Source organism: Yoonia sp. 2307UL14-13 (assembly GCF_037572755.1).
Classification (GTDB): Bacteria; Pseudomonadota; Alphaproteobacteria; order Rhodobacterales; family Rhodobacteraceae; genus Yoonia.
Genome location: NZ_JBBIFZ010000001.1, coordinates 1,414,460 through 1,437,794, shown reverse-complemented (window position 1 = coordinate 1,437,794; position 23,335 = coordinate 1,414,460). Strand labels below are relative to the sequence as shown.

The 23,335-nt window shown below is 58.6% G+C and carries 22 protein-coding genes; 13 read left to right on the top strand and 9 right to left on the bottom strand.

Annotated elements, in window-relative coordinates; genetic code table 11:
• Positions 1-174 precede the first annotated feature (174 nt).
• Positions 175-399 (top strand): hypothetical protein, encoded by a 225-nt coding sequence (locus tag V8J85_RS07395; protein ID WP_339953038.1) that lies wholly within the window; start codon positions 175-177, stop codon positions 397-399.
• A gap of 3 nt (positions 400-402) precedes the next feature.
• Here the strand turns inward: V8J85_RS07395 and V8J85_RS07390 are convergent, their stop codons facing one another.
• Positions 403-1,167, bottom strand: a complete 765-nt coding sequence (locus tag V8J85_RS07390; RefSeq protein WP_339953037.1) for an ABC transporter permease — start codon at positions 1,165-1,167, stop codon at positions 403-405.
• 103 nt (positions 1,168-1,270) lie between these two features.
• On the opposite strand from V8J85_RS07390, the gene V8J85_RS07385 reads away from it, so the two are divergent.
• Both V8J85_RS07385 and V8J85_RS07380 read left to right on the top strand, forming a co-directional pair.
• On the top strand, positions 1,271-3,361 hold the full coding sequence (locus V8J85_RS07385; RefSeq protein WP_339953036.1) for a 4Fe-4S binding protein: 2,091 nt from the start codon (positions 1,271-1,273) through the stop codon (positions 3,359-3,361).
• Positions 3,358-4,233, top strand: a complete 876-nt coding sequence (locus tag V8J85_RS07380) for an FAD:protein FMN transferase (RefSeq protein ID WP_339953035.1) — start codon at positions 3,358-3,360, stop codon at positions 4,231-4,233. Before V8J85_RS07385 ends, V8J85_RS07380 begins: the two co-directional genes overlap by 4 nt.
• Before the next feature lie 50 nt (positions 4,234-4,283).
• Here the strand turns inward: V8J85_RS07380 and V8J85_RS07375 are convergent, their stop codons facing one another.
• From V8J85_RS07375 to pedF, 6 genes are all read right to left on the bottom strand, one after another.
• On the bottom strand, positions 4,284-5,075 hold the full coding sequence (locus V8J85_RS07375; RefSeq protein WP_339953034.1) for an FAD binding domain-containing protein: 792 nt from the start codon (positions 5,073-5,075) through the stop codon (positions 4,284-4,286).
• 100 nt (positions 5,076-5,175) lie between these two features.
• Positions 5,176-7,539 carry a xanthine dehydrogenase family protein molybdopterin-binding subunit gene (locus V8J85_RS07370; RefSeq protein ID WP_339953033.1) on the bottom strand — a complete coding sequence of 788 codons (2,364 nt, stop codon included), beginning with the start codon at positions 7,537-7,539 and terminating at the stop codon, positions 5,176-5,178.
• Positions 7,540-7,622: 83 nt separating this feature from the next.
• A complete protein-coding gene (locus V8J85_RS07365) occupies positions 7,623-8,108 on the bottom strand; it encodes a (2Fe-2S)-binding protein (RefSeq protein WP_339953032.1) in 486 nt (161 codons plus the stop codon).
• Between the two features lie 28 nt (positions 8,109-8,136).
• Positions 8,137-8,643: a CoxG family protein gene (locus V8J85_RS07360; RefSeq protein ID WP_339953031.1), complete on the bottom strand. Its 507-nt coding sequence runs from the start codon at positions 8,641-8,643 to the stop codon at positions 8,137-8,139.
• Between the two features lie 78 nt (positions 8,644-8,721).
• Complete coding sequence (locus V8J85_RS07355; protein WP_339953030.1) at positions 8,722-9,621, bottom strand: substrate-binding periplasmic protein; 900 nt, start codon at positions 9,619-9,621, stop codon at positions 8,722-8,724.
• A gap of 3 nt (positions 9,622-9,624) precedes the next feature.
• A complete protein-coding gene (gene pedF / locus V8J85_RS07350; RefSeq protein ID WP_339953029.1) occupies positions 9,625-10,323 on the bottom strand; it encodes a cytochrome c-550 PedF in 699 nt (232 codons plus the stop codon).
• A gap of 154 nt (positions 10,324-10,477) precedes the next feature.
• On the opposite strand from pedF, the gene V8J85_RS07345 reads away from it, so the two are divergent.
• From V8J85_RS07345 to V8J85_RS07320, 6 genes are read left to right on the top strand one after another with little or no spacing between them, the layout of a single operon-like run.
• Entirely contained in the window at positions 10,478-11,644 is a 1,167-nt protein-coding gene (locus V8J85_RS07345) for an ABC transporter substrate-binding protein (RefSeq protein ID WP_339953028.1), read from the top strand.
• Entirely contained in the window at positions 11,641-12,603 is a 963-nt protein-coding gene (locus V8J85_RS07340) for a YVTN family beta-propeller repeat protein (RefSeq protein ID WP_339953027.1), read from the top strand. The genes V8J85_RS07345 and V8J85_RS07340 overlap by 4 nt, the downstream gene beginning before the upstream one ends.
• Positions 12,604-12,613: 10 nt before the next feature.
• A complete protein-coding gene (locus V8J85_RS07335) occupies positions 12,614-13,045 on the top strand; it encodes a hypothetical protein (RefSeq protein ID WP_339953026.1) in 432 nt (143 codons plus the stop codon).
• Positions 13,042-13,749 carry an ABC transporter ATP-binding protein gene (locus V8J85_RS07330; protein ID WP_339953025.1) on the top strand — a complete coding sequence of 236 codons (708 nt, stop codon included), beginning with the start codon at positions 13,042-13,044 and terminating at the stop codon, positions 13,747-13,749. Before V8J85_RS07335 ends, V8J85_RS07330 begins: the two co-directional genes overlap by 4 nt.
• Positions 13,746-14,537: an ABC transporter permease gene (locus V8J85_RS07325; RefSeq protein ID WP_339953024.1), complete on the top strand. Its 792-nt coding sequence runs from the start codon at positions 13,746-13,748 to the stop codon at positions 14,535-14,537. The genes V8J85_RS07330 and V8J85_RS07325 overlap by 4 nt, the downstream gene beginning before the upstream one ends.
• A 58-nt stretch (positions 14,538-14,595) precedes the next feature.
• Positions 14,596-15,132 (top strand): tetratricopeptide repeat protein, encoded by a 537-nt coding sequence (locus tag V8J85_RS07320; RefSeq protein ID WP_339953023.1) that lies wholly within the window; start codon positions 14,596-14,598, stop codon positions 15,130-15,132.
• A 66-nt stretch (positions 15,133-15,198) separates the two neighbouring features.
• On the opposite strand, the gene V8J85_RS07315 is transcribed toward V8J85_RS07320, so the two are convergent.
• Both V8J85_RS07315 and V8J85_RS07310 read right to left on the bottom strand, forming a co-directional pair.
• Positions 15,199-15,852: an ABC transporter ATP-binding protein gene (locus V8J85_RS07315; protein WP_339953022.1), complete on the bottom strand. Its 654-nt coding sequence runs from the start codon at positions 15,850-15,852 to the stop codon at positions 15,199-15,201.
• Positions 15,853-16,815, bottom strand: a complete 963-nt coding sequence (locus V8J85_RS07310; RefSeq protein WP_445285885.1) for an ABC transporter substrate-binding protein — start codon at positions 16,813-16,815, stop codon at positions 15,853-15,855. It abuts the gene before it with no gap.
• 217 nt (positions 16,816-17,032) lie between these two features.
• Between V8J85_RS07310 and V8J85_RS07305 the strand changes: the two genes are divergently transcribed.
• From V8J85_RS07305 to V8J85_RS07290, 4 genes are all read left to right on the top strand, one after another.
• The gene (locus V8J85_RS07305) at positions 17,033-18,796 is read left to right on the top strand and encodes a PQQ-dependent methanol/ethanol family dehydrogenase (protein WP_339953020.1); all 1,764 of its coding nucleotides are present in this window, start codon (positions 17,033-17,035) and stop codon (positions 18,794-18,796) included.
• A gap of 375 nt (positions 18,797-19,171) precedes the next feature.
• On the top strand, positions 19,172-19,873 hold the full coding sequence (locus tag V8J85_RS07300) for a response regulator transcription factor (RefSeq protein WP_339953019.1): 702 nt from the start codon (positions 19,172-19,174) through the stop codon (positions 19,871-19,873).
• A 35-nt stretch (positions 19,874-19,908) separates the two neighbouring features.
• Positions 19,909-21,063 carry an FIST N-terminal domain-containing protein gene (locus tag V8J85_RS07295; RefSeq protein WP_339953018.1) on the top strand — a complete coding sequence of 385 codons (1,155 nt, stop codon included), beginning with the start codon at positions 19,909-19,911 and terminating at the stop codon, positions 21,061-21,063.
• Positions 21,063-23,252, top strand: a complete 2,190-nt coding sequence (locus tag V8J85_RS07290) for a hybrid sensor histidine kinase/response regulator (RefSeq protein ID WP_339953083.1) — start codon at positions 21,063-21,065, stop codon at positions 23,250-23,252. The genes V8J85_RS07295 and V8J85_RS07290 overlap by 1 nt, the downstream gene beginning before the upstream one ends.
• Positions 23,253-23,335: the final 83 nt, after the last annotated feature.

The window sequence follows — 23,335 nt, the reverse complement described above, 5'->3', positions numbered from 1 at the left end:
ATCGAGATGTTCTACAATCCGAAACGCAAGCACACAAACAACGGCATGCTGTCGCCCGTTGACTTCGAAGAAAGACAGCTCAAACTAAAACAGGCGGGTGTCTAGGAAACTAGGGGCACCTCAAACGGCGATTTCAATTACATCGCGACGCTTTATCTTTGGGACATCACTGAGGTGCAGTTAGCGGATATTTTTCTGCAACTGTCGCTGGAGGACATCGCCATCGTGGGCGAACCCGATTGGGAGGACACGACGCCTTTTGATGGTGTTCTGTTCTACAAGGGTGAGGCCGTGCGGTGCGAGGTGATGGAGGATGAGATCACCGACGAAAGTTATCTTCAGAACCCCAAGTTACTGCGGAAGGGTGTGGTGGCTTTGGCGGGGCGTTTGCCGAGCTGAGAGTTAACCGATCCGCCACGCCGTCACCCGCCGTTCGAACCCGGCGATCAGGGCCCATTCCAGCAGTAGGATGAACGCGACGAAGCTGAAGGCGTAGGCCATCACGTGGCCGATGTCGAAGAGTTGGAAGTAGAGGTGGATCTGGAAACCGACGCCGTTGCTGCGCCCCAGAAACTCGACCACCAGAACGATTTTCCAGATGATGGCGAGCCCGTTGCGGGTGCTGGCGGCGATGAAGGGCCAAAGTTGCGGGAGGACCACGTGCCGGAAGCGGGTCATGGGGCGCATACGGAAGGACTGCGCCATGTCGCCCAGTTTCGGGTCAAGGGCGCGGGCACCTTCGCGGATCGTCACGGCGACCATCGCGGTTTTGTTCAGGGCGACGGCGGTGATTGCCGCAACCTCGTTCAGGCCAATCCAGAGGTAGCAGAGCACGATCACGACAAGGGCCGGGATGTTGAGGAACACGATCAGCCAGGCGCTGAACCAGCGGTCGATCTGCCGGTTGAGCCCCATTGCGATGCCGATCAGGATGCCCAGCCCCATGGCGAGCGTGAAGGCGGCGGCGACCCGTCCGATCGTGGCCAGCATGTGGTGGGCAAGTTCGCCGGACGCGGCCTCGGCCTGGATGATCTGCCCGACGGCGAGCGGGGTGGGCAGCACCTTGGGGTCGGCTTTGAGCCAGGCGAGCACAGTCCAGAGCAAAAGAAGGCCCAGCAAGGACGTCGCTGCGATCGCGCCGTTCATTTTTGGGGTGTCGGACGTCATGGCCTTAGCTTGTCATGAAAGCGATGTCCGGCCCAACGCCTAAATCGTGCCTTCATACCTAAGTCGCATAGGCCCGGTGTCAGGCGCGCCTTAGAGTTTGCCTATGCCCGTGCTGACGTTTTGTCTGAGCCTGATTGTATTGCTGTGCCAAGGCCTTGCCGCCTTTGCCGCACCGTCGGGTCGCGACGTGTTGGAGCCGTATATCGTCCCGCCGATGTCGCTGGGAGCGCAGCTGAATGACGAAGGCGTCTGGCAACTGCTGAACTCTGGCGGGGCCGAGGCCGGCTATGTATTCGAGACCGAACCGATGGCCCCCTTGCCGGGCTTTTCGGGGGCGACGATTAATATGCTGGTGGTTCTCGATCTGGATGGCCGGTTTCTGGATGTGAAGCTGATTTCACACAATGAACCGATTTTCGTGTCGGGGTTGGGCGAGGCCCCGTTTCACAAGTTTTTCGAGCAATATCGGGGCCATTCGATTTCGGACTCTCTCGTGGTCGGCTCGCCTTATGGCAGCGGGGGGGATGGATCGGCCCTAGTCTATCTGGATGGGGTCACCAAAGCGACGGCCTCGGTCCGGATCGCGCATGAGAGTATTCTGGCGGCAACGCTAAAGGTCGCTCGGGAAAAGATGAACGGCGTCGCCACAAGCCCGCCTGCCTATCCTGATCCGGATTATGCAGAGGAGTTGACATGGGCCGATCTGGTCGATCAGGGGTTGGTCGCGCGCCGGACGGTGACCAATGCCGAGATGAACGCAGCCTTTGCGGATACAATCTGGGAATATGACGATCCGGAAGGGCAGGCCGACCCGGATGGAACGTATCTTGACCTGTGGGTTGTCGATATCGGCCCGCCATCTATCGCGCGGGCGGTGCTGTCCGGCGGCACCTTTGACGAATTGCAGGACTTCATGGTCATCTCGACAACGGATGAGCCCGTTCTGGTGATCGAGACCGCCCGTCATGGATTGGTGACCGAGGACTTCGTCCGCAACACGTCCCCCGATTTGATCAGTGCCGAGCAAGGCGGCTTTCCGATCGCGTTTCGCGATGCGGATATCTTTATCCAACTGCATCCGGATCTGCCCGAGGCGTTGCATGATGGGGCCGCCCTGATCCTGCGCACCGATCGCCGGTTGGGGTTTGATCCGACCTCGGAATGGACATTGAAGGTGAAGGGGTTGCGCGAGCACGGGGTCTTTCAACCCGAGATCGGATCGGTGTCTTTAGATACCACGCTGTCAACGGATGAGCGGTTCTTCATCAGGCCGGAGGTCATTCGGCCTCGGGCGCCCTGGGTGGATGCGATCTGGAACCGTAGCACTGATCTGATCGTATTGGGCGGGTTTCTGGTTGCGCTATTGTTCCTGCTGGGTCCGCAGATGAACCGCCTTGCCGGGCATCGACTGTTTACACCGATCCGGTTGAGCATTTTGGCCGTTATGACCGCATTCGTCGGATGGTGGGGACAGGGTCAGTTATCCATCGCGACGCCTTTGGCGGTGATCCGGACGGTCTGGGACGGGGGCAGTTTCGCGTTTCTGCTATATGACCCGTTTTCCCTGTTGCTTTGGGCCGTGGCAATCGTCGGATTCGTAGTGTGGGGCAGGGGCCTATTTTGCGGGTGGTTGTGTCCGTTCGGGGCGCTGCAGGAATTCGCCCATCATCTGGGCCGGTTGCTGCGCCTGCCGCAGATCGCAGTTTCGGAGGCTTGGGATACACGGCTGAAGGGGCTGAAATATGTGGTTGTTGCCGCCCTGGTCGCGTTGATCTTTACCGCCCCCGCACGACTGGACACGGCGATCGAGGTCGAGCCGTTCAAGACGGCGATCACGACCTTTTTCATCCGCGAATGGTATTATGTAGCCTATGCGGTAGGGTTGCTGTTGCTATCGATGGTTCTGTTCAAGGGCTTTTGCCGGTATGTCTGTCCCCTTGGCGCGGTGATGGCCATCGGCGGTCTGATCCGCGGGCGTGACTGGATCGCGCGCCGGTCTGAATGCGGATCGCCGTGTCAGTTGTGTAAGGTCAAATGCGCCTATGGCGCGATCAAGAAATCGGGGGAGATTCAATACTCTGAATGCTTTCAATGTCTGGACTGCGTGACCATTCACGATGATGCGCGCCAATGCGTGCCGTTAGTACTTGCGGCCAAGAACCGACGACCGTTGCGTGCGGTGGCGGCGGAATGAACATCACGCGGCGCAGGTTCATCGCGATCAGCGCGTGTATGGCGGCGAGCCCTGCCGCGGCACGGACGCATCGATGGCAGGGCCGCGCCTTGGGGGCCGAGGTCGGCCTCACGATCCATGGACCTGATGATGTGACGCAGAGAGCGTTGGCGGATGCGCGAGCGATGCTGCGCGAGATCGAGTCGACATTCAGCTTATATGATCCTGCTTCGGCACTGAGCCAGTTGAATGCCAATGGCCGTTTGGACCGACCGTCATCGTGGTTCCGCCAGCTTATGGTTTTCGCTGATCAAGGCTATCGACAAACAGACGGCCTGTTCGACCCGAGTGTCCAACCGCTCTGGCAGGCGCTCGCGCAGGGACAGGATCCGCGTGTTGCCCGGGATGCCGTCGATTGGGATCGCGTGCAGTACGATGCGGAAGCGATAACGCTGGATGCAAACCAAGCCCTCACGTTCAACGGGATCGGGCAGGGGTTTGCGACCGATTTGATCGCGGATCGGTTTGCGGCGCTTGGTCTAAGCGATGCGCTGATCAATATCGGCGAGTATCGTGGTCTGGGTGGTCCGTGGCGGTTGGGTCTGTCCGACCCGACGCACGGGACACTCGGCACCCGTACATTGGAGGGCAAAGCGATCGCCACGTCCAGCCCAAGCGCGCTATCACTGGGCGATCATGCGCACATCCTGCATCCCACAGCTGCACCGCGTTGGTCCAGTGTCTCGGTCGAGGCGGAAACGGCGACGCAGGCAGATTGTCTGTCGACGGGCCTCTGCCTCGCGCCGCTGGATCTGATCGCTGCGGTGGGTGACCTGCCCGAGATCGGTCGGATCACGCTGGTCGATTTCGACGGCAATCTGCGTAGTCTCTAATGAAAAAGACCCCCGCAATCGCGAGGGCCTTTCGATAAGTTGTTTTCGGATCAGGCGGCTGCCGAGACAGCCCGCCCTGTCATGACCTTCACCAGATGCGCACGATAGGCAGGCGATCCGTGAAGGTCGCCGATCATTCCATCCGCCGAAACCGATAGATCGGCAATCGCATCAGCGCTGAAGTTCGATGCCAGCGCGGTCTCTGCCTCTGACCAGCGGAACACGCCACCCTCAGATGCGCCGGTGACGGCGACGCGGACACCGTTCGCGTACTTGGCCGCAAACACTCCTACGAGGGCAAAGCGCGATGCAGGCTGGACGAATTTCTGATAATTTGCTTTTTCCGGAACGGGGAAGCGGACCTCGGTGATCACCTCGCCTTCGTCCAGTGCTGTCGCGAACATACCTTGGAAATAATCGTCCGCCGCGATCTCGCGGTTATTGGTGACGATCGTCGCCCCTGATCCCAATGCGCCCGCCGGATAGCAAGCTGATGGATCATTGTTCGCCAGCGAACCGCCGATCGTGCCGCGATTGCGCACGGCGGGGTCACCGATATGGCTGGCCATGGCCGCGAGCGCGGGATAGCTGCCCGCCGCTGCCGCTGCCACCGTTGCGTGGGTGGTCGCGCCACCAATGCAGACCGCGCCATCATCGCCGACGCAAACGCCCTGCATCTCGCCAATCGAGGTGAGGCTGACCAAGGTCGATGGCATTGCCAACCGCTGTTTCAACGTGGGAATCAGGGTCTGACCGCCGCCTAAGGCCTGCGCCTCTTCCCCCTTCAACGCGCTCACCGCATCAGCGATGGTCGATGGGCGCTCAACTTCAAAAGCATACATATTCGTTCCTCCTCAAGAACATTCGAAAGGGTTTCCCCTTCTTTTGTTCAAAAATACCGCGGGGTGGTCTGGAGGGGCTGGCCCCTCCAGTCCTGTCCTCTCAACCGTTCATGGCGTCCCAGACACGCGCCGGCGTCAGCGGCATGTCGATATGGACCACGTTCTTGCCACCTGATTGCAGCGCGTCGATGACCGCGTTCACTACCGATGGAGGTGAGCCGATGGCCCCGGCCTCGCCGCAGCCTTTCACACCCAGCGGGTTGTGTGTGCAGGGGGTCTGGCAGGAATGATCTACCGCATAGAACGGCACATCGTCAGCGCGTGGCATCGCGTAGTCCATGTAGGAAGCGCTGATCAGCTGGCCGTCTTCGTCATAGGCGCAATTTTCGAGCAGTGCCTGCCCAATCCCCTGGGCGATGCCACCATGGACCTGACCGGAGACGATCATTGGATTGATGACGTTGCCGAAATCATCCGCCGCCGCAAAGCGCTCGATAGTGACCTTACCCGTATCGGCATCAACCTCGACCTCGCAGGCATAGGCGCCCGCCGGATAGGTGAAGTTCGCCGGATCATAGAAGGCGGTTTCCTCCAGCCCCGGTTCAATGTCCTCGAGCGGGTAGTTATGCGGCACATAGGCCGCCAGGGTCACATCGCCCCAAGCCACGGATTTGTCGGTCCCTGCGACGCTGAATTGCCCGTCTTTCAGTTCAATATCTGCATCAGAGGCTTCCAGCAGGTGCGCCGCGATCTTTTTGGCCTTGTTGATCACCTTTTCGGCAGCCCGCACCATGGCAGAGCCACAGACGGCGAGCGACCGAGACCCATAGGTGCCCATCCCGAACGGGATTTTGGACGTGTCGCCGTGGACGATATCGATCTGGCTTTCGTCGATCCCGATCATCTCGGCGATGACCTGTGGGAAGGTCGTCTCGTGCCCTTGCCCGTGGCTGTGGGCACCGACCATGACGCTGATGGAACCGGTCGCATTTACGCGGACGGTTGCTGCGTCATAGAGACCGGCACGTGCGCCAAGTTGCCCGACGAGGTTCGACGGCGCGATGCCGCAGGCCTCGATATAGCAGTTCACGCCAAGACCACGCAGCTTGCCCTTTGCCTCGCTTTTTGCGCGGCGGGCGGCAAAACCGCTGATATCGGCAATCTCTTCCAGCTTGGTCATCGTCGCGTCGTAGTCGCCCGTGTCGTATTCGACCGCCACTGGGGTGGCATAGGGGAATTCGGTGACGAAGTTCTGGCGGCGGAGCGCGATCGGATCGACGCCCAGTTCTCGCGCGGCCTTGTCGATAACGCGCTCCAACTGGAACGTGGCCTCTGGTCGCCCGGCGCCACGATAGGCATCGACGGGGACCGTGTTGGTAAATACCGCCTTGACGTTCACGTAGATCAGCGGCGTCTTGTAGTTCCCGGCCATCAATGTGCCGTGCAGCCATGTGGGCACGGAAGGCGCGAAGGTGGACAGATAGGCACCCATATTGGCGAAGGTCTCTGTCCGCAGCGCGGTGAAGTTGTTGTCACCGTCCAGCGCCAGTTCGATCTTTGTCACGTGGTCGCGGCCATGCGCGTCGGACATGAACGCCTCGGACCGGGATGATGTCCATTTGACCGGACGCTTCAACTGCTTCGCGGCAAAGGTGCAAAACGCTTCCTCGGCATAATGGAATATTTTCGTGCCGAAACCACCGCCCACGTCGGGAGCGACGACCTTCAGCTTGTGCTCGGGAATGCCCAGCACGAACGCACCCATCAGCAGGCGGATGACGTGCGGGTTTTGCGACGTTGTGTAGAGTGTGTGCATGTCATCCGACGGGCTGTAATCACCCACGGCCACGCGCGGTTCCATCGGATTGGCGACAAGGCGGTTGTTGACCAGTTCCAGCGTCGTGACATGCGCTGCCTTCTCGAAGGCCTCGTCAGTCGCCGCCTTGTTCTCTTCCACGAAGCCCCAGTCGTAGCAGAGGTTCGATGTCAGATCGTCGTGGACCTTTGTGGCCCCGTCAGCGACGGCGGCTTTCATGTCCACAACGGCTGGCAGTTCGGTCAGGTCCAGTTCAATCGCCTCTGCCGCATCGCGGGCCTGTGCATAGGTTTCAGCGATCACGGCGCACACTGCCTCACCAACATGGCGGATTTTGCCGTGGGCCAGCACCGGGTGCTTGGGTTCCTGCATGGGTTCGCCGTGCTTGTCCGTCACCTGCCAGCCGCAGGGCAGACCGCCCACAGCCTCGAAATCCGCGCCGGTGAAGATGTGCAGAACGCCGGGCATTGATGCCGCAGCGCTCGTATCCACGTTGTTGATCGTTGCGTGGGCCACGTCAGCGCGCAGAAAATGCACGTAGGCTTGGCCATGAATGTTGATGTCGTCGGTGTAGTTGCCAGCACCTGTCAGAAAGCGCACGTCCTCGCGGCGCTTTGTGCTGGCCCCAATTCCACTGTCTTTTGGCATGTTATTCCTCCCTGGAGGGTGGGTTGAAACCCACCTTACGATACGGCGGCGTAAGATGGATCTTGATCCACCACGCCATTAAATCACTCGGCTGCGATGGCGGCTACGTCCTGGCCGGATGCGGCCATGATTGCCTTAACGATGTTGTGGTAGCCGGTGCAGCGGCAGATATTGCCTTCGAGATATTCGCGAATTTCAGTTTCGGTTGGTTTCGGATTTTCCTTCAACAAGGCAGCCGCCGACATCACCATGCCGGGTGTGCAGAAGCCGCACTGCAAGCCGTGATGGTCTTGAAAGGCCTGCTGGATGACGGACAGCGATCCATCGGCATTGGCCTGACCTTCAATAGTGGCGACCTCGGCCCCGTCAGCCTCGATGGCGAAGATTGCGCAGGCCTTGACCGCCGCACCGTTCACATGCACCACGCAGGCTCCGCATTGAGACGTGTCGCAGCCCACATGGGTTCCCGTCAGTCGCAAATCGTTTCGCAGAAAATCGACAAGCAATGTCCGGCCCTCAACCTGTCCGGACACGTCTTTGCCATTCACCTTCATTGACACTGATGTCATTGATATCCCTCCCTTCGGATAATCCCGATCAGCCCGTGCGCAGACGCGTGAACCAACCTTTCTTTTCTGTTTCTTCTTCTGTCGCGTCTTCTCCTGGCGGTTCGACCGCATCCTGGAAATTCGCAAAGAACTGATCGGCCATTTTCTTGGCGAAACCATCGATGATACGCGAGCCCAACTGGGCGAGCTTACCGCCGACCTTCGCCTCGACCTCGTAATTCAGGATCGTGCCGTCGCCGTCCTCTTCCAACTGCACATTGGCGCCGCCCTTGGCAAAGCCGGCCGCACCGCCTTTGCCCTCGCCGGAAATCACAAGACTTTCCTGCTCGACCCGGTCGCTGATCGTTACGGTCCCCTTGAACGTCGCTTTCACAGGGCCGACCTTTTGCACCACCGTCGCCTCGAAACCGTCATCCGCGTTGCCCGACATCTCGGTACAGCCGGGCACACATTGCTTCAAAACCTCGGAGTCCAGCAGCGCCGCCCAGACGGTCTGTTTATCAGCATTGATGTTACGGCTTCCGTTGAGGTTCATCTGCGTATTCCGTTCATATCAAAAATGAGCCTAGGCCCCCGCGTGGTTTGAGCATATGCGACCAATGGCCTAGTCCGGTCATCTTTCGGGTTCTTGAAAGCTGAGCCCGTAATCGGCGTAGATTTCGGCGATCCGTCCGTCCTGAAGTGCATAATTGATCGCATCATCTACGGCGTAGGACAATGGTCGGTAGGCGAAGTGCACGGCAACGCCAAGTGTCCATTCGCTGACGGCGAAGCCAGCGAGCGGTGGTTGGTGCACGTCGGAGGTTTCGTTCAGACCATATTCCAACTGGCCCAGCGGCCCCATTGCCGCCATGACCTTTCCGGCGTTCAAGGCCTCCATCGCCGCAGCAATGTTGGCGAACCGTTGCATATTACCAGCCAGTTGACCGCCCGCGAAGGATGACAGATAGAAATCTGCAATCGAGTCATTTTCCACCGCTACGCCGTCGAACCGGAAATAGGCCGGTACGGGTTTTTCGTCCGGATAGCTTTCTTTCGCATAGGCGATCGCGATCGACTCGGCAGCGTATTGGCCTGTGAAAACCACCTGCTCGACCCGGCATTTAAAGGCCGAATCGTAGGGGATCCGCATCATGACGTTGGCGATCCGCCCGCCGATCAGCGGCCCTTTCCAGATGTTGTTGCGTAGATCAGCCTCGAGGTTTTCGCCCGCATTGACAAAGTTGAACCGGGCTTCGACGCCAAGGTCATCAGCAATGATGCGTGCGATGTCGATATCGACGCCGCGTGGTTGACCGCGTTCTTCCCACGAATAGGGCGGAAAATCGGCGTAGACCGCGAAAAGCATATGTCCCTGATCCTGAATCTGATCGAGTTCCTGCCCGACGATATCGCGACCCACATTCTGCGGACGCGCCTGCGGCGCGTAATAGGCACAGGGATCGTCCGCGTGGGCCTGGCCCGCGGTCAGAAGGCACAGCGCAATGACGGAAAACCTGGAAATCAGCGACATACCTTATTGTGCAGCAGACAAACCGATCGTCAATGTCTCGACAGCCTCTGCATACGCCTCTGGCGAGCCGTCAATGATATTGGCCGCGCGGAAGGCCACGCTGTCGGCCACCGGCGCGCCGGACATCGTGGGAATTTCAGCGGCGATTTCGGTCAGCCGCGCTTTCAGCCCTTCAGTATCCGCGCCCGATGCATCGCTGGCATAGCCCTTCATCTGATCCCTCAGTGCGGCAAGCTCATCAACAAAATCAGCCATGACCACATCATCAGGTCGCGTTTCGATGTAGGTCCGGATCGCCCAGGCCGCATCCTGTCCCAACAGATCGCCGAAGGCTGGCATCTTGGTCGTGCCATTCTGCGTGTAACCGGTGCGGAAGCGTTCTACGTACCATTCATCGCCGTATTCTTCTGCCTCGAGAAAACGCAGGTCAGGGGCCAGCCCGCCCGATACGACCTCGAGCCCGTGGCACCGCGCGCAGTTCTGGTTGTAGCCCGAAGCCCCGACCTGCACCGCTTTCAGCCAGACATCTTCGCCCACTGCATCGGCGCGATAGGGGTTTTCGGTCAGCCATTCTTGGCCCGTTTCGGGCAGTCCGGTCGTGTCGACGGCCTGCGGTGCGACGTCACCATGTGCGTTCACGAGTGTTGCCGTCACAACAATCGCCGTTGCGATCAGGCCGCGTTTTAGCGTGATATTGTACATGATGATGATCCTCCGAAAACGGTTTCTTTTCCGCTCAGCCATGTCTTTGACACGGGATTTCCCACCTGAATATATGACCTTGGTGTCAAACCACGTGCGACCGCGACCAAGGTCGTATTTCGGTCGGATCAACCGGGTTGTTAGCGTCCGGGTCATGGGGAGGACTTCATTCATTACGACGCTTTGCGTAGCGCTTTGCGCGACGGTGACGCAAGCTGAGGTTGCGTTGAACGTGGGCTATTTATCGGTCTTCGAAGAGCGGCCACCGACCCTGTCCAATCTCGATCCGGAACCGGAGGATATCGGCTTGGCCGGTGCGCTGACTGGCCTCAGCGACAATGCGACGACGGGCAAATTTCTCAACCATACATACGAGCTGACCAGCACGATGTTGGAAGATGGCGACGATCCGATTGCGGCCGCAAAGGAAATTCTGTCAGCGTCGCCGTACCTGATCCTTGACGCACCTGCTGACGTTTTGTTGCAGATCGCGGACCTTCCGGAAGCTGCGAGTGCGATTATCTTCAACACCGCAGCCGGAGAAACGGATCTGCGCGATACCGCGTGCCGCGCGAATGTCCTGCATGCCCTACCTTCGGACGCCATGCGCACGGACGCACTGGCGCAGTTTTTCTTCAAGCGTCGCTGGGACGATCTGGTGATGATCACCGGCACCCATCCACGTGACGTGCGCTATACTGAGGCGATGCGAAACAGTCTAGCCAAGTTCAACCTCGAAATTCGTGCCGAGAAAGAATGGGCGTTCGACGCCGACATGCGTCGCGCCGCGGCCCAGGAAGTGCCGCTGTTTACGCAGGATTTCGATGACTACGACGTGCTGATCATCGCGGATGAAGAGCAGGATTTCGGCCGTTACATCCTCTACAATACTTGGCAAGCACGGCCAGTGGCCGGGTCTGAGGGGCTGAGCGCGCTGACATGGTCGCCTGTTATCGAACAATGGGGTGCGGCCCAGTTGCAAAGCCGCTTCCAGAAAGAACATGCGCGCGATATGACCAGTCAGGACTATGCCGCATGGGCCGCGATGCGTACCTTGGGCGAGGCGGTGACGCGAACGGATAGCGCCGATGTGGCTGTTTTGCGTGACTACATCATGTCGAATGAATTCGAGTTGGCCGGTTTCAAGGGTCGCCCGCTGACCTATCGCGACTGGAATGGACAACTGCGCCAACCGATCGCCATCGCCCATCCCCGCGCCCTGGTGGCGCAAGCGCCTTTGGAGGGTTTTTTGCACCAAACCAACGAGCTCGACACCCTTGGGCGTGACAGCCCCGAAAGCAACTGCGAGGCCTTTCAATGATCCGTTTGACCGCCCTGTCCCTGAGTGTTCTAGCCACCCCGGCATGGGCGGGCGAGATTTGGGTGACGAATGAAAAGGATGATACTGTCTCGATCATTTCCACCGAGACGCTTGAGGTCATCCAGACTTACGAGACCGGTGAGCGGCCCCGTGGAATAACCTTTTCCAAAGATTTCAGCCGGGTCTACATCTGTGCGTCGGACAGCGACGCGGTGCAAGTGATGGACCCGAATACGGGTGAGATCCTACACGACCTGCCCTCTGGTGAGGACCCGGAGCAGTTTGTGCTGCACCCGAATGACCGGCACCTTTACATCGCGAACGAGGATGACGCGATAACCACGGTTGTGGATACCGAAACCCGTCAGGTCATCGCGCAGATCGATGTGGGGGTGGAGCCCGAAGGCATGGCGGTGTCACCGGATGGTAAGATTGCCATCACCACATCCGAGACGACCAATATGGCCCATTGGATCGATACGGAAACGCAAGAGTTGTTCGCCAACACCCTCGTCGACAGCCGCCCGCGCCATGCGGAATTCGTGGCCGGTGGCGCGCAGATGTGGGTCAGTTCCGAGATTGGCGGCACGATTACGGTGTTCAATGTCGCAGACCAAAGCGAGATCGCGAAGATCGATTTCGAGGTCCAGGGCGTCCATCCCGACCGGGTGCAACCCGTAGGGTTTGAGTTCACGGCAGATGAGAAAACTGCGTTCGTCGCCCTTGGTCCATCGAACCACGTGGCGGTCGTCAACGCCGAGACCTTCGAAGTTGAGGACTACATCCTTGTCGGTCGCCGCGTCTGGCACATGGATTTCAACGGCGACAAAACGCAACTTTTCACAACCAATGGTGTGTCGGGCGATGTGACGGTCATCGACGTTGCCGCGCGCGAACCCATCAAAACCATCAAGGTCGGTCGCTTCCCCTGGGGTGCGGCCTACCGCCCAATAGAGTAAAGGCCCCATCATGAAACTTCTGACAACATTCGTCACCATTGCTTTTGCCCTGCCTGCATTTGCAGACGATGACGGCTTTGGCGCCGCAGGCCTTTTGTCGGGTAGCAACAAGGAAGATCTGCCGCCGATCATCCTGTCGGCAGGAGAGCCGCTTTCGGCAGAACCCTGGGTGCTGAAGTCGGGCACCTACTACGAGTTCGAAATTCAGGGCGATGGCAGTCAGGAACTGGCCCTTGTCGGCCCCGAATTCTTCCGCGCGATCTGGATTGATGAAATCGTCGTCGAGGGCCTCGAAATCCGCCCTCTAGGCCTTGATAGCGTCGAATTTGACGAAGCGGGCGAAATGGAAATCGGCTTCATCGCCATCAAACCCGGCAGCTATTACATGAAGATCCCCGGCACGACGGGCGAGACCCAAAGGATCGAGATCACGATTCAATGACCGGCATCCGCGTCGCAGACCTGTCCTATAGCTACGGCGCGAAGACGGCACTGGATAACGTGAGTTTTGAAGTGGCGCAGGGCGCGTTTTGTGCCCTTCTTGGTCCGAACGGTGCTGGTAAATCGACATTGTTCAACGTTCTGACGCGGTTGTTTGTGCCACCCGAGGGGCGGATCGAGATTGCGGGCATCAATCTGAATACGCAACCCCGCGCTGCGCTGGCGAAGCTCGGTATCGTGTTTCAGCAATCGACGTTAGACCTTGATCTGACGGTGCGACAAAACCTGTCTTACTTTGCCGCGCTGCAGGGGATCGCCGGGCGTGAGCGGGCCAATAGGATCGACGCGGTGCTTGACCGCCTGCAAATTACCGATCGCGCACGCGAGAAGGCGCGCACGCTGAATGGCGGTCATCGACGTCGGGCCGAAATCGCGCGGGCCTTGCTGCATAGCCCTGCCGTGCTGCTGCTGGACGAGCCGACCGTGGGCCTTGATGCTGCTGCCCGGGCCAGTATCACCGATCACGTGCATAGCCTTTCCGATGATGGGACGACGATCCTTTGGGCAACGCATTTAGCAGACGAAGTCCGCCCGGATGACCGTTTGGTCATCCTGCATCAAGCCCGTGTCCTCGCCGACGCCGATGCGCGCGATTTTCAAGGTGACGCATCGTTGCAGGACGCATTTCTGGCGCTGACGGCATGACCGGCTATCTGACGTCTTTGATCGCGATTATCACGCGCGAGGCTTTGCGCTTCGTCCACCAACGCGAACGCTTTGTCGCGGCCCTCGTTCGCCCGCTTGTCTGGTTGCTGGTTTTCGCCGCGGGCTTTCGCGCAGCACTCGGACTGTCGATCATTCCGCCTTACCAAACCTACATCACTTACGAGACCTACATCGTTCCGGGCCTGTGCGGGATGATCCTCTTGTTCAATGGGATGCAATCGTCGCTGTCACTGATCTATGACCGCGAGATGGGTTCGATGAAACTGCTGCTCACCAGCCCAATGCCGCGCTGGTGGTTGCTGATGTCCAAGCTGCTGGGGGCAACGGCAATCTCCATCCTGCAGGTCTACGCCTTCCTGCTGATCGCCGGTCTCTACGGGATCAAGATGCCCGCTGCGGGCTACATCACCGTCCTGCCCGCGCTGATCGTCGCGGGGCTGATGCTGGGCTCGCTCGGGCTGCTCCTCTCCAGCTTCATCAAGCAACTCGAAAACTTCGCGGGCGCCATGAACTTCGTCATCTTCCCGATGTTCTTCCTGTCCTCCGCGCTCTACCCGCTGTGGAAGATGGCCGAGTCGTCCGAATTGCTTCACGATATCTGCGCCGTGAACCCGTTCACACACGCGGTCGAACTGATCCGCTTCGCCCTCCATACCCAGTTCAACGGGGCGGCTTTGGGCTGGACATTGCTTGCCGCTGCGGTGTTCACGGCTGCCGCTTTGTGGGGATACAGCCCCGAAGGCAGCGGGATACGGCGCAGAAGCTGACCTTTTCTACGACTATGGCAGTGATGAAAAATCCCGATCCATATGATAAAAGCTTTGTATGAAACAGATTATCACCCTCTTTTCGCTTATCGCCGCCCCAGCCTTGGCCGAGGACCTCTCGGAATACGGCACCACCAACCCGGACGAGATGACGTGGCAGCGTTATGTCGAAGATGCGGAGAATGGTAAGACGGGGATGGCCTTATGCTCCATGGGCTATGCCCTGACGAAATCCGGCGATCATGACGCTGCACGGACATTGTTTTTGAACTGCGCCGAGGATGGCTATACCGGCGCGATGACGTGGATGAGCCAGTTGGACAATAACGGTCTTGGCGGCGAATACGACCCGGATGCGGCAGCGGAATGGGATCGGCGCGCGGCGGAATTGGGCGATCCGGTGGGCAAGTTCAACTATGGGATCAACCTGATGCGCGGGCATGGTGTGGCCCAAGACGAGACACTGGGGCGTGAACTCGTGGATCAGGCGGCAGCGGAGGGCTTGCCGATTGCACAGCGTTTGGCTGCGGCGGATTATGATCTGGATGAGGTCACGCCGGATGCGGACAACTGGAAATACGCGCCGTTGTTTTAGTTCGGTCGTGACGCAGCCCTGGACGTGATCCGGGGCCTCCAGCAGCGGCGACGTAGAGGTCCCGGATCAAGCCGGAGACTGCGGTGCACTTACGATCGTCGCTGGACTGCCTTCCAACCTAACGACGCGATCTGCCAAACGCCGTGCCTCATCCTCAACATGCGTCACAAGGATCGTCGCCACCTCATGCGCATCCCGTAACCCCACGAACAGCGCCATCATCTCGTCCACCAGTTCGGGATCGAGCGATACGAAGGGTTCGTCCATTAGCAACAGGTCCGGTTTGATCGCGAAAGCGCGTGCTAGCGATAGCCTGCGCTGTTGACCGAGCGACAAACGGTTCGGATAAATCAACGCCCGATCCGAAAGCCCAACCTCTGCCAATGCGGAATCCGCCTGCGCCGTCGATACACCCGTGGTGATTGTGATGTTGTCCAGCACGCTGCGCCACGGCAGCAAGGTCGGTTCCTGAAATACCATCGCGACGCGGCCATTCACCTGACAATCACCGGAACATCCGCGCTCCAACCCCCCAATAATCCGCAACAGCGAGGTTTTTCCGATCCCCGATGGCCCGACCAAGGCGATCGTCTCACCACGGTTCACAGACAACCGGATGTCGGACAAAACCGGCATGCCATCATAGGACAGGCTGCTCACGTCCACCGACAAAATGGGCGCCGCAACGCCCGCCTGATCAATATGCGTGGCGATGTTCAATCAACTCCCCGTTTGGGCGAACGTCCCTGCGGGCAGTTCGGTGGCGGTGCCAAGCAGTTCTTCGCCGCCCAAATCATACATCAGTTCCAGCATGCGGCCTGCTGCGGCCTCATCAATCGGCCCAGGCGCCGGAATACCTGCGCGGAAGCCCGCGACAAGCGCCGCAAACTGCGCGTCATCATCCGCGTTCATGTTGGGGCGCAAGCGCGCCCATTCGGCGTCATCGCTGGCCAGCAAGTCCTTGGCATCCCGCGAAGCCGCGGCCAGCCCCTCGACCAATTCAGGATTGTCGCGCAGCATTGCACCCCTCACGACATAGCCCAACAGCGGCGTTTCCGGATCGAGGCCCAGATCGGCCGAGGCCTCCGCCACGCTTAGCAAGGTCCGCATCCCACCTGCTTCCATTTTAGCACCAAAATGCCAGAAGTTGATCGCGGCGTCGACTTCGCCACTGGTTGCGGCACCGAAGATTAATGGGGGTGCGCCAAAAACCTGCTCTGTCTGGCCTGCCAGATCCATCCCATGGTTCTTTTCGGCATAGGCCCGCAGGATCAGCCAGCTTTTGTCCAAGGGCCCGCCAGCGATGCCAATCTGCGCGCCTTCAAGATCGGTCAGATCCTGGGCAGTACTTTCACCCTGGACCATGATACCGCCGACAGCCTTGGAGTAAGGAATGAACACAAAGTCATTCCCGGCCGCCCGCTGCCGCGCGACCCAGAGCCAGTCGGAGACGATCACATCCGCCTCGCCCCCTTGAAAGGCGACCTTGGCGGCGGACCCGCCGGCCATGCCCTGTACTTCGAGGTCAAAGCCATGGGCAGCGTCAAACCCGTGATGCTGGATTGTGTTAAGCTCCCAATTCACTGTCCCGAATTTCAATACCGCCGCGCGCAACGTCGGCGTGTCCGCAAAGCTGGCCGTCGCCAAGCACAGGCCACTGACGGCGCCGCCTATCGCTTTCATGAATGTCATAAATGCCTCCCTGATTGTGCACAGATTGACCGATATCTCGGTCGCCCGGAATACGACCAAAGGCCCCCGAGTCGCCCACGCGTCAAGCGTGAGAAGGTCTTACGACCAAGGTTCAATACCACGAATGAAGCCTTTTCGCGGATAGTGAAGGCGGATCATTCCGCGCCTGGGAGGTGCGTGATCGCTATTGGGAAAGGGAGGAACCACAATGAAAAGGTTCGCATTCGCCGTGGCCGCGGCCATCGCAACCACAGGGGTTGCCGAGGCGCAGGTCACCGAGGAAATGCTACTCAACGATACCGTCAGCACGGGGGACGTGTTGACGAACGGCATGGGACGGCACCTGCAGCGCTATTCGCCGCTGGACATTTTGAACCGTGACAATGTGGAAAACCTCGTGCCTGCATGGGCCTTTTCCCTTGGTGGCGAAAAGCAACGTGGTCAGGAGACGCAGCCGATCATCCATGACGGTGTGATGTATATCACTGGGTCTTACAGCCGCCTTTACGCTATCGATGTCAAGACCGGTCGGGAAATCTGGCAGTACGACGCACGTCTTCCCGAAGGTATCCTGCCTTGCTGTGACGTTGTGAACCGCGGGGCAGCGATCTATGGCGACAATATCTATTTCGGCACCCTGGATGCGCGGATCGTGGCCTTGAACAAGGACACTGGTGATGTGGTCTGGAACAAGAAGATCGCGGATTACAAGGCGGGGTATAGTTATACCGCCGCGCCGTTGATCGTGAACGGGCTGGTCGTGACCGGCAACTCCGGTGGTGAGTTTGGGATCGTCGGCGAGGTTCAGGCCCGTGACGCCGAAACTGGCGATCTGGTTTGGACCCGTCCTGTGATCGAAGGTCATATGGGCACGCTGAATGGTGAAGAAAGTACCATGACTGGCACACTGAACGCGACATGGCCCGGTGATATGTGGAAAACTGGTGGTGGAGCGACGTGGCTGGGCGGTTCCTACGATGCCGATACTGATACGCTGGTCTTTGGCACTGGCAACCCGGCACCATGGAACAGTCATCTGCGCAATGCAGGCACGCCAGCCGACAATAATGCCGGTGACAACCTCTATGCCGCATCGCGTCTTGGCATCGATCCGGCGAATGGCGAGATCAAGTGGCATTTCCAGACGACCCCACGCGAAGGCTGGGATTATGACGGCGTGAACGAAGTGGTTGCCTATACTGATCGCGAGGGCAATGCACGCTATGCGACGGCTGACCGGAACGGATTCTTTTACGTCCTCAACCGCGAAGATGGCGCTTTTGTCGATGCATATCCGTTTGTGAAAGACATCAGCTGGGCGGAAGGGATCGACGAAAACGGTCGTCCGATCTTTGTCGAAGAGAACCGGCCCGGTGACCCATCCGAGGCTGCCGATGGCAATCGGGGTGAGGTCGTGTTCTCATCCCCGTCATTCCTTGGGGGTAAGAACTGGATGCCAATGGCGCATTCGCCTGACACAGGCCTGTTTTATGTGCCGTCCAACGAATGGGGCATGGACATCTGGAACGAGCCGATCACTTACAAACAGGGCGCGGCCTATCTTGGGTCCGGCTTTACCATCAAACCCAACTATGAAGATCACATCGGCAGTCTAAAGGCGATTGACCCCGATACGGGCGAGATTGTGTGGGAATACAAGAACCCTGCACCGCTGTGGGGTGGTGTGATGACGACCGCCGGTGGGCTTGTCTTTACCGGCACGCCCGAGGGCGAATTCGTCGCCTTCAATGATGAGACGGGCGAGGTTCTGTGGTCATTCCAGACCGGTTCCGGAATCGTCGGTCAGCCTGTCACCTGGGAACAGGATGGTGAGCAATACGTCACCGTGATTTCAGGCTGGGGCGGTGCTGTACCGCTTTGGGGCGGTGAGGTCGCAAGCGCTGTGAACTACCTTAATCAGGGTGGCCTTCTCTGGACCTTCCGCTTGCCACAACAACTGGCTGCAAACTAAGCGACTCTCCCTATCGGCCAGTTTTCGGCGCACCCCTATGGGGATGCGCCTTTTTTGGTTGGGTGATAGACCTCTAAGCGGATGTGCCCAGCAGGAGTCTCGCCTCGGGATAAGCCGATGACTTTCGTGGTGAAGGTGTTGTTCACAAATAGCGACTTTCTTTCGATTGCAGGATGGTCCACAAGATCGGGGTGCATGGCCCGCCATCGTCGGTGCTGCGGGTAACTGTGAAGCGACCCGAGCCGCTTACCGAATGCGATCGTTTGCCGGGCGGAATGGATCGGCTGACACGGGTCCCCGACATTAGCGTGGTACGTCGACCTCTTAGACCTTTGGCGAATTGGCATCCAAAGTCGTCCGGCGCTACAGTACCTTATGGATAGCGCCACCGCACAAACCCCCGATGTATCACGCAGCCCACAGTTGAACGGTTGGGTGCTGATCATTGACGATCACCCGCTGTTTTGCGACGCACTGGAACTGACATTGCATGCGCTTGGGACCTTTACCGAGATCAAGACGTCTGACTGCATAGAAGCGGGTTTGAACATATTGGACAGCGCTTCGCCGCCTGCACTAATCCTTTTGGATTTGAACCTGCCGGATGTCAGCGGACTTGACGGTCTGATCCGTATCAAGCGTTGTGCCGAAAAGTCGCCCGTCGTCGTTGTGTCGTCGATGACCGACAACGCGGTCATAAATGGAGCGATTGCGGCAGGGGCCTCGGGCTTTGTACCAAAGCATTCAGGTCGCGCGGTCTTCAAAGAAGCACTTTCCGTCATAGCAAGCGGTGAAACCTATACCCCGGCCGGTTTTGTCGAGGCAGAGCGTGACACTGACCAAAGCCAGCTTTTGGCGCGGTTGTCGTCACTCACTAATCAACAGGGCCGTATTCTGGAATTGATCTGTGAAGGTAAATTGAACAAGCAGATCGCCTACGATCTGTCCATCGCAGAAGGCACTGTCAAGGCCCATGTGACCGCGATCATGCGCAAGCTGGGCGTTCAACGACGGACCCAAGCTGTGCTGGTGGCACAAAAAGCGCGTGTTTTTAACACCTTGTCAAATTCGAGCTGAACGCCTTATCCTTCGGTTCTGGGAGGATTTTCGTAATGGCGAAGGCGTTCGCGTCATCGGATGGCCTGTTGCGCAAGGCGCAGGTAAGCTGCGGGCATGACGCGCCGGTCGCGGCACTGCATGATATGTTGGGCACTGTCTCGTTCAGCCTTCTGATCCTTTTCGTTTCCCCCCGCGCCGACTTTCGGGCGATCGTGGCTGAGGCGGCACGCTTTTTTCCAGGCACCCGTGTTGTCGCCTGTACCACTGCAGGCGAAATTGGCGTCACTGGTTATCAGGAAGGCCAGATCGTCGCGGTTGGATTTCCTGAGACGGATTTCAGTGCAACGGCTATCGCGATCGCCAATCTTGAGACGTTCGACCCTGTGGCCGAGACAGATCGGATCGCGCAGGAACGGGTTGCGTTGCAGGAGCGGTGCCCGGATATGGAGACCGGTTTCGCATTTCTGATCGTCGATGGTCTGTCATTGCGAGAGGATATGTTGACAGCGACCATTTCGCCCGCGCTACGGGACCTGCCGCTTTTTGGCGCGTCGGCTGGTGACGGCACGGATTTTCAAAGCACGTTCGTATCGCTCAACGGTGAAATTCTGGAAAGCGGGGCTGTGCTTAACCTGATCCGGTCGCGCCATCGCACTGCGGTGTTCAGCCTGGATCATCTTGAACCGACAGATACGCAGATGGTGGTTACCGATGCCGACCCGGAGCGGCGGATCGTGAAATCCATCAATGCTGAACCCGCAGCCCGGGAATATGCCCGGCTGGTTGGCAAAGACCCGTATCAGTTGGATCGGTTCACCTTTGCCTCGCACCCGGTTGTAGTGCGGATCGGTGAAAATCATCACGTCCGCGCGATTCAGCAGGTCAACGATTCAGGCGAATTGGTGTTCTTTTCGGCGATCGATGAAGGCATGGTTTTGACGGTCGCGCGTCCGACCGACATGGCCGACCATCTGAGACGCAAGCTACGCGATTTATCGGCAGACGAACCCTTTACCGATGTGATCGGTTGTGACTGTATTCTGCGCCGGATCGAGGCCGAACAAAACCAGATGACACGTGAATTGTCGGATATTTTGGTGCAGCATAACGTGGCTGGCTTTTCGACTTATGGTGAGCAGATAGGGCCGTTGCATGTGAACCAGACCATGACGGGGGTCGCGTTTTATCGCAGGGATGTCGCCGAGTGATGTCGATCGTTAATCCGAATGACCCGATCGAACGGCAGAACGAAAAGCTGCTGCTTATCGCGCAATCACTGATGCGCCGGGTCGAGCAGAAAAACGCGCAATCTGGCCTAGCCTATCAGCAATTCGAACGTGCGGCGTTGTTGGAAACGCAGGTGCGGCAGCGCACAAAAGAGCTGGAACGTACGCTTGACCTTTTGCAGGAATCCAATGCGCAGCTGGAACAGGCGAATACCGAGACCGAGCGTGCGCGGTCCAATATCGCGGAGGCCATCGAAACCATCGATGAAGGTTTTGCGCTGTTCGACCCCGACGAGCGTCTGGTTCTGTTCAACAGCCGCTTTTGCAAGGATATCGCGGACATTCGTGATCAGCTACGTGAAGGGCTGACCTTTCACAACTATGTCGGCCTTGTCTCGCGAAGTACGCATCTGGCGATCCCTGACAAACAAACGCCGGACGACTGGGCTGCTCGGCGACTGTCGCGGCATAGCCGCGATCATGTCGTGTTCAATGTCCAACTGATGTGGAACCGCTGGCTGCAGATCAGTGAACATCGCACAGCCCGCGGCGGCACAGTAATTCTGCAGACCGACGTGACGGATATGATGCGGTCCGAGCGGCAGCAGCGTGACAAGATGCTGAACCAGCAGGCCCGTATTCTGCAGGCCACACTTGATCATCTGAACCAAGGGGTTTGCATTTTTGACCGTGATGGCATGCTGGTAGGCTGGAACAAGACCATGAACCGCAGTCTTGCCTTGCCGCCGCAAGGCGCAATCGAAGGCATGGCCTTTTCCGACCTGCTTGGCATGCTCGAAAAGGATCTGACGTTCCACGACGGTTTTGATCGCGACAGATTGGCGACCTGGGCCGCGCGGCGGTCGCAGCGCAAACCGATCGCGTTCGAAATTACCCGTCAGGACCGCCAGACGCTGAGCGTCTTTGCCCAGGAAATGCCGGATCGTGGTTTTGTGATCAGCTTCACCGACGTCACGGCCGAACGCGAGGCGGCACAAGCGCTTGCCGCAATGAACGAAACGCTAGAGCAGGGGGTCATCGCACGTACCGAAGAGCTGGGCGAAGCGCTGGCCGAAGCAGAACGCGCCAATGCGTCGAAATCCCGCTTTGTCGCCGCGGCAAGCCATGATCTGCTGCAACCGCTGTCGGCGGCAAAGCTGTTTTTGTCCTCGTTGTCCGACCGCCTGCCTGATGATGACACGCGCGCGGTACTGGGTAAGGCGGAAAACGCTTTATTGGGGGTCGAGAATATTATCGAGGCGCTGTTGGACATTTCGCGGCTGGACGCCCGTCGTGCGGTTTTCGATGTTCAGGATGTTCCATTGTCCGCGATCCTACGGCCTCTACGGGACGAATTGACGCCGATGGCGACGGCCAAAGGCCTGGAGTTGTCGATTGTCGATAGCAGCCTGAGTGTTGTGAGCGATCCGGGCTACCTGCGGCGGATCGTACAAAATATCATTATCAATGCGATCAAATATACGGTCAATGGTCGGGTTATCGTCGGTGTGCGCCGCAACGGTGGCTCGGTCCGGCTAGAGGTTTGGGATACCGGCCCGGGCATCGCGGAAGGTGCCCGTGAGACCATCTTCAAGGAATTCGAAAGACTGGAGCCGCATGGGGGCGCCGACGGTCTTGGCCTGGGGTTGGCCATCGTCGAACGTGCCGCCAAAGGGCTTGGCCATGAACTGAGCCTGTGGTCCGAAGTTGGCCAGGGAAGCTGTTTTTCGCTGAATATGGAAATCGCCCAAGGGCAAACGAAGAAACGCGCCGGACGGACACATGACGTACCTATCTGGCGCAATGCGCTAGAAGGTATGATCGTCCTGTTGGTCGAGAATGACAAACCGCTGGCCCACGCGATGACCCTGATGATCGAAAATCAGGGGGCGGAGGTCCTGTTGGCCCATGATGCACAAGCAGCGGTCGATCTGCTGCGGGAAATACAGTTGGTTCCGGATGTGCTGCTGTTGGACTATCAGTTGGGGCCGGGCGCGTCGGGGCTTGGGCTTTACGAAGAGATCACAGAGCGTTTCGCGGCGGTTCCGACCGCCATCATCTCGGCGGATCGGGGTCGAGAATTGAAACAAAGTTGCAACAAAGCGGGCCTGCGTTTGATGACGAAACCCATCGATGAAGAAAAGCTGTTGGCGTTCTTGGCATCGCATTAGTGATTGATACCGAAACAGGCAAACCCTTGCTTTCGCGACCAAATCCTGATCGTTCGTCAGATTTCTGTCATGTTCGCGGACTT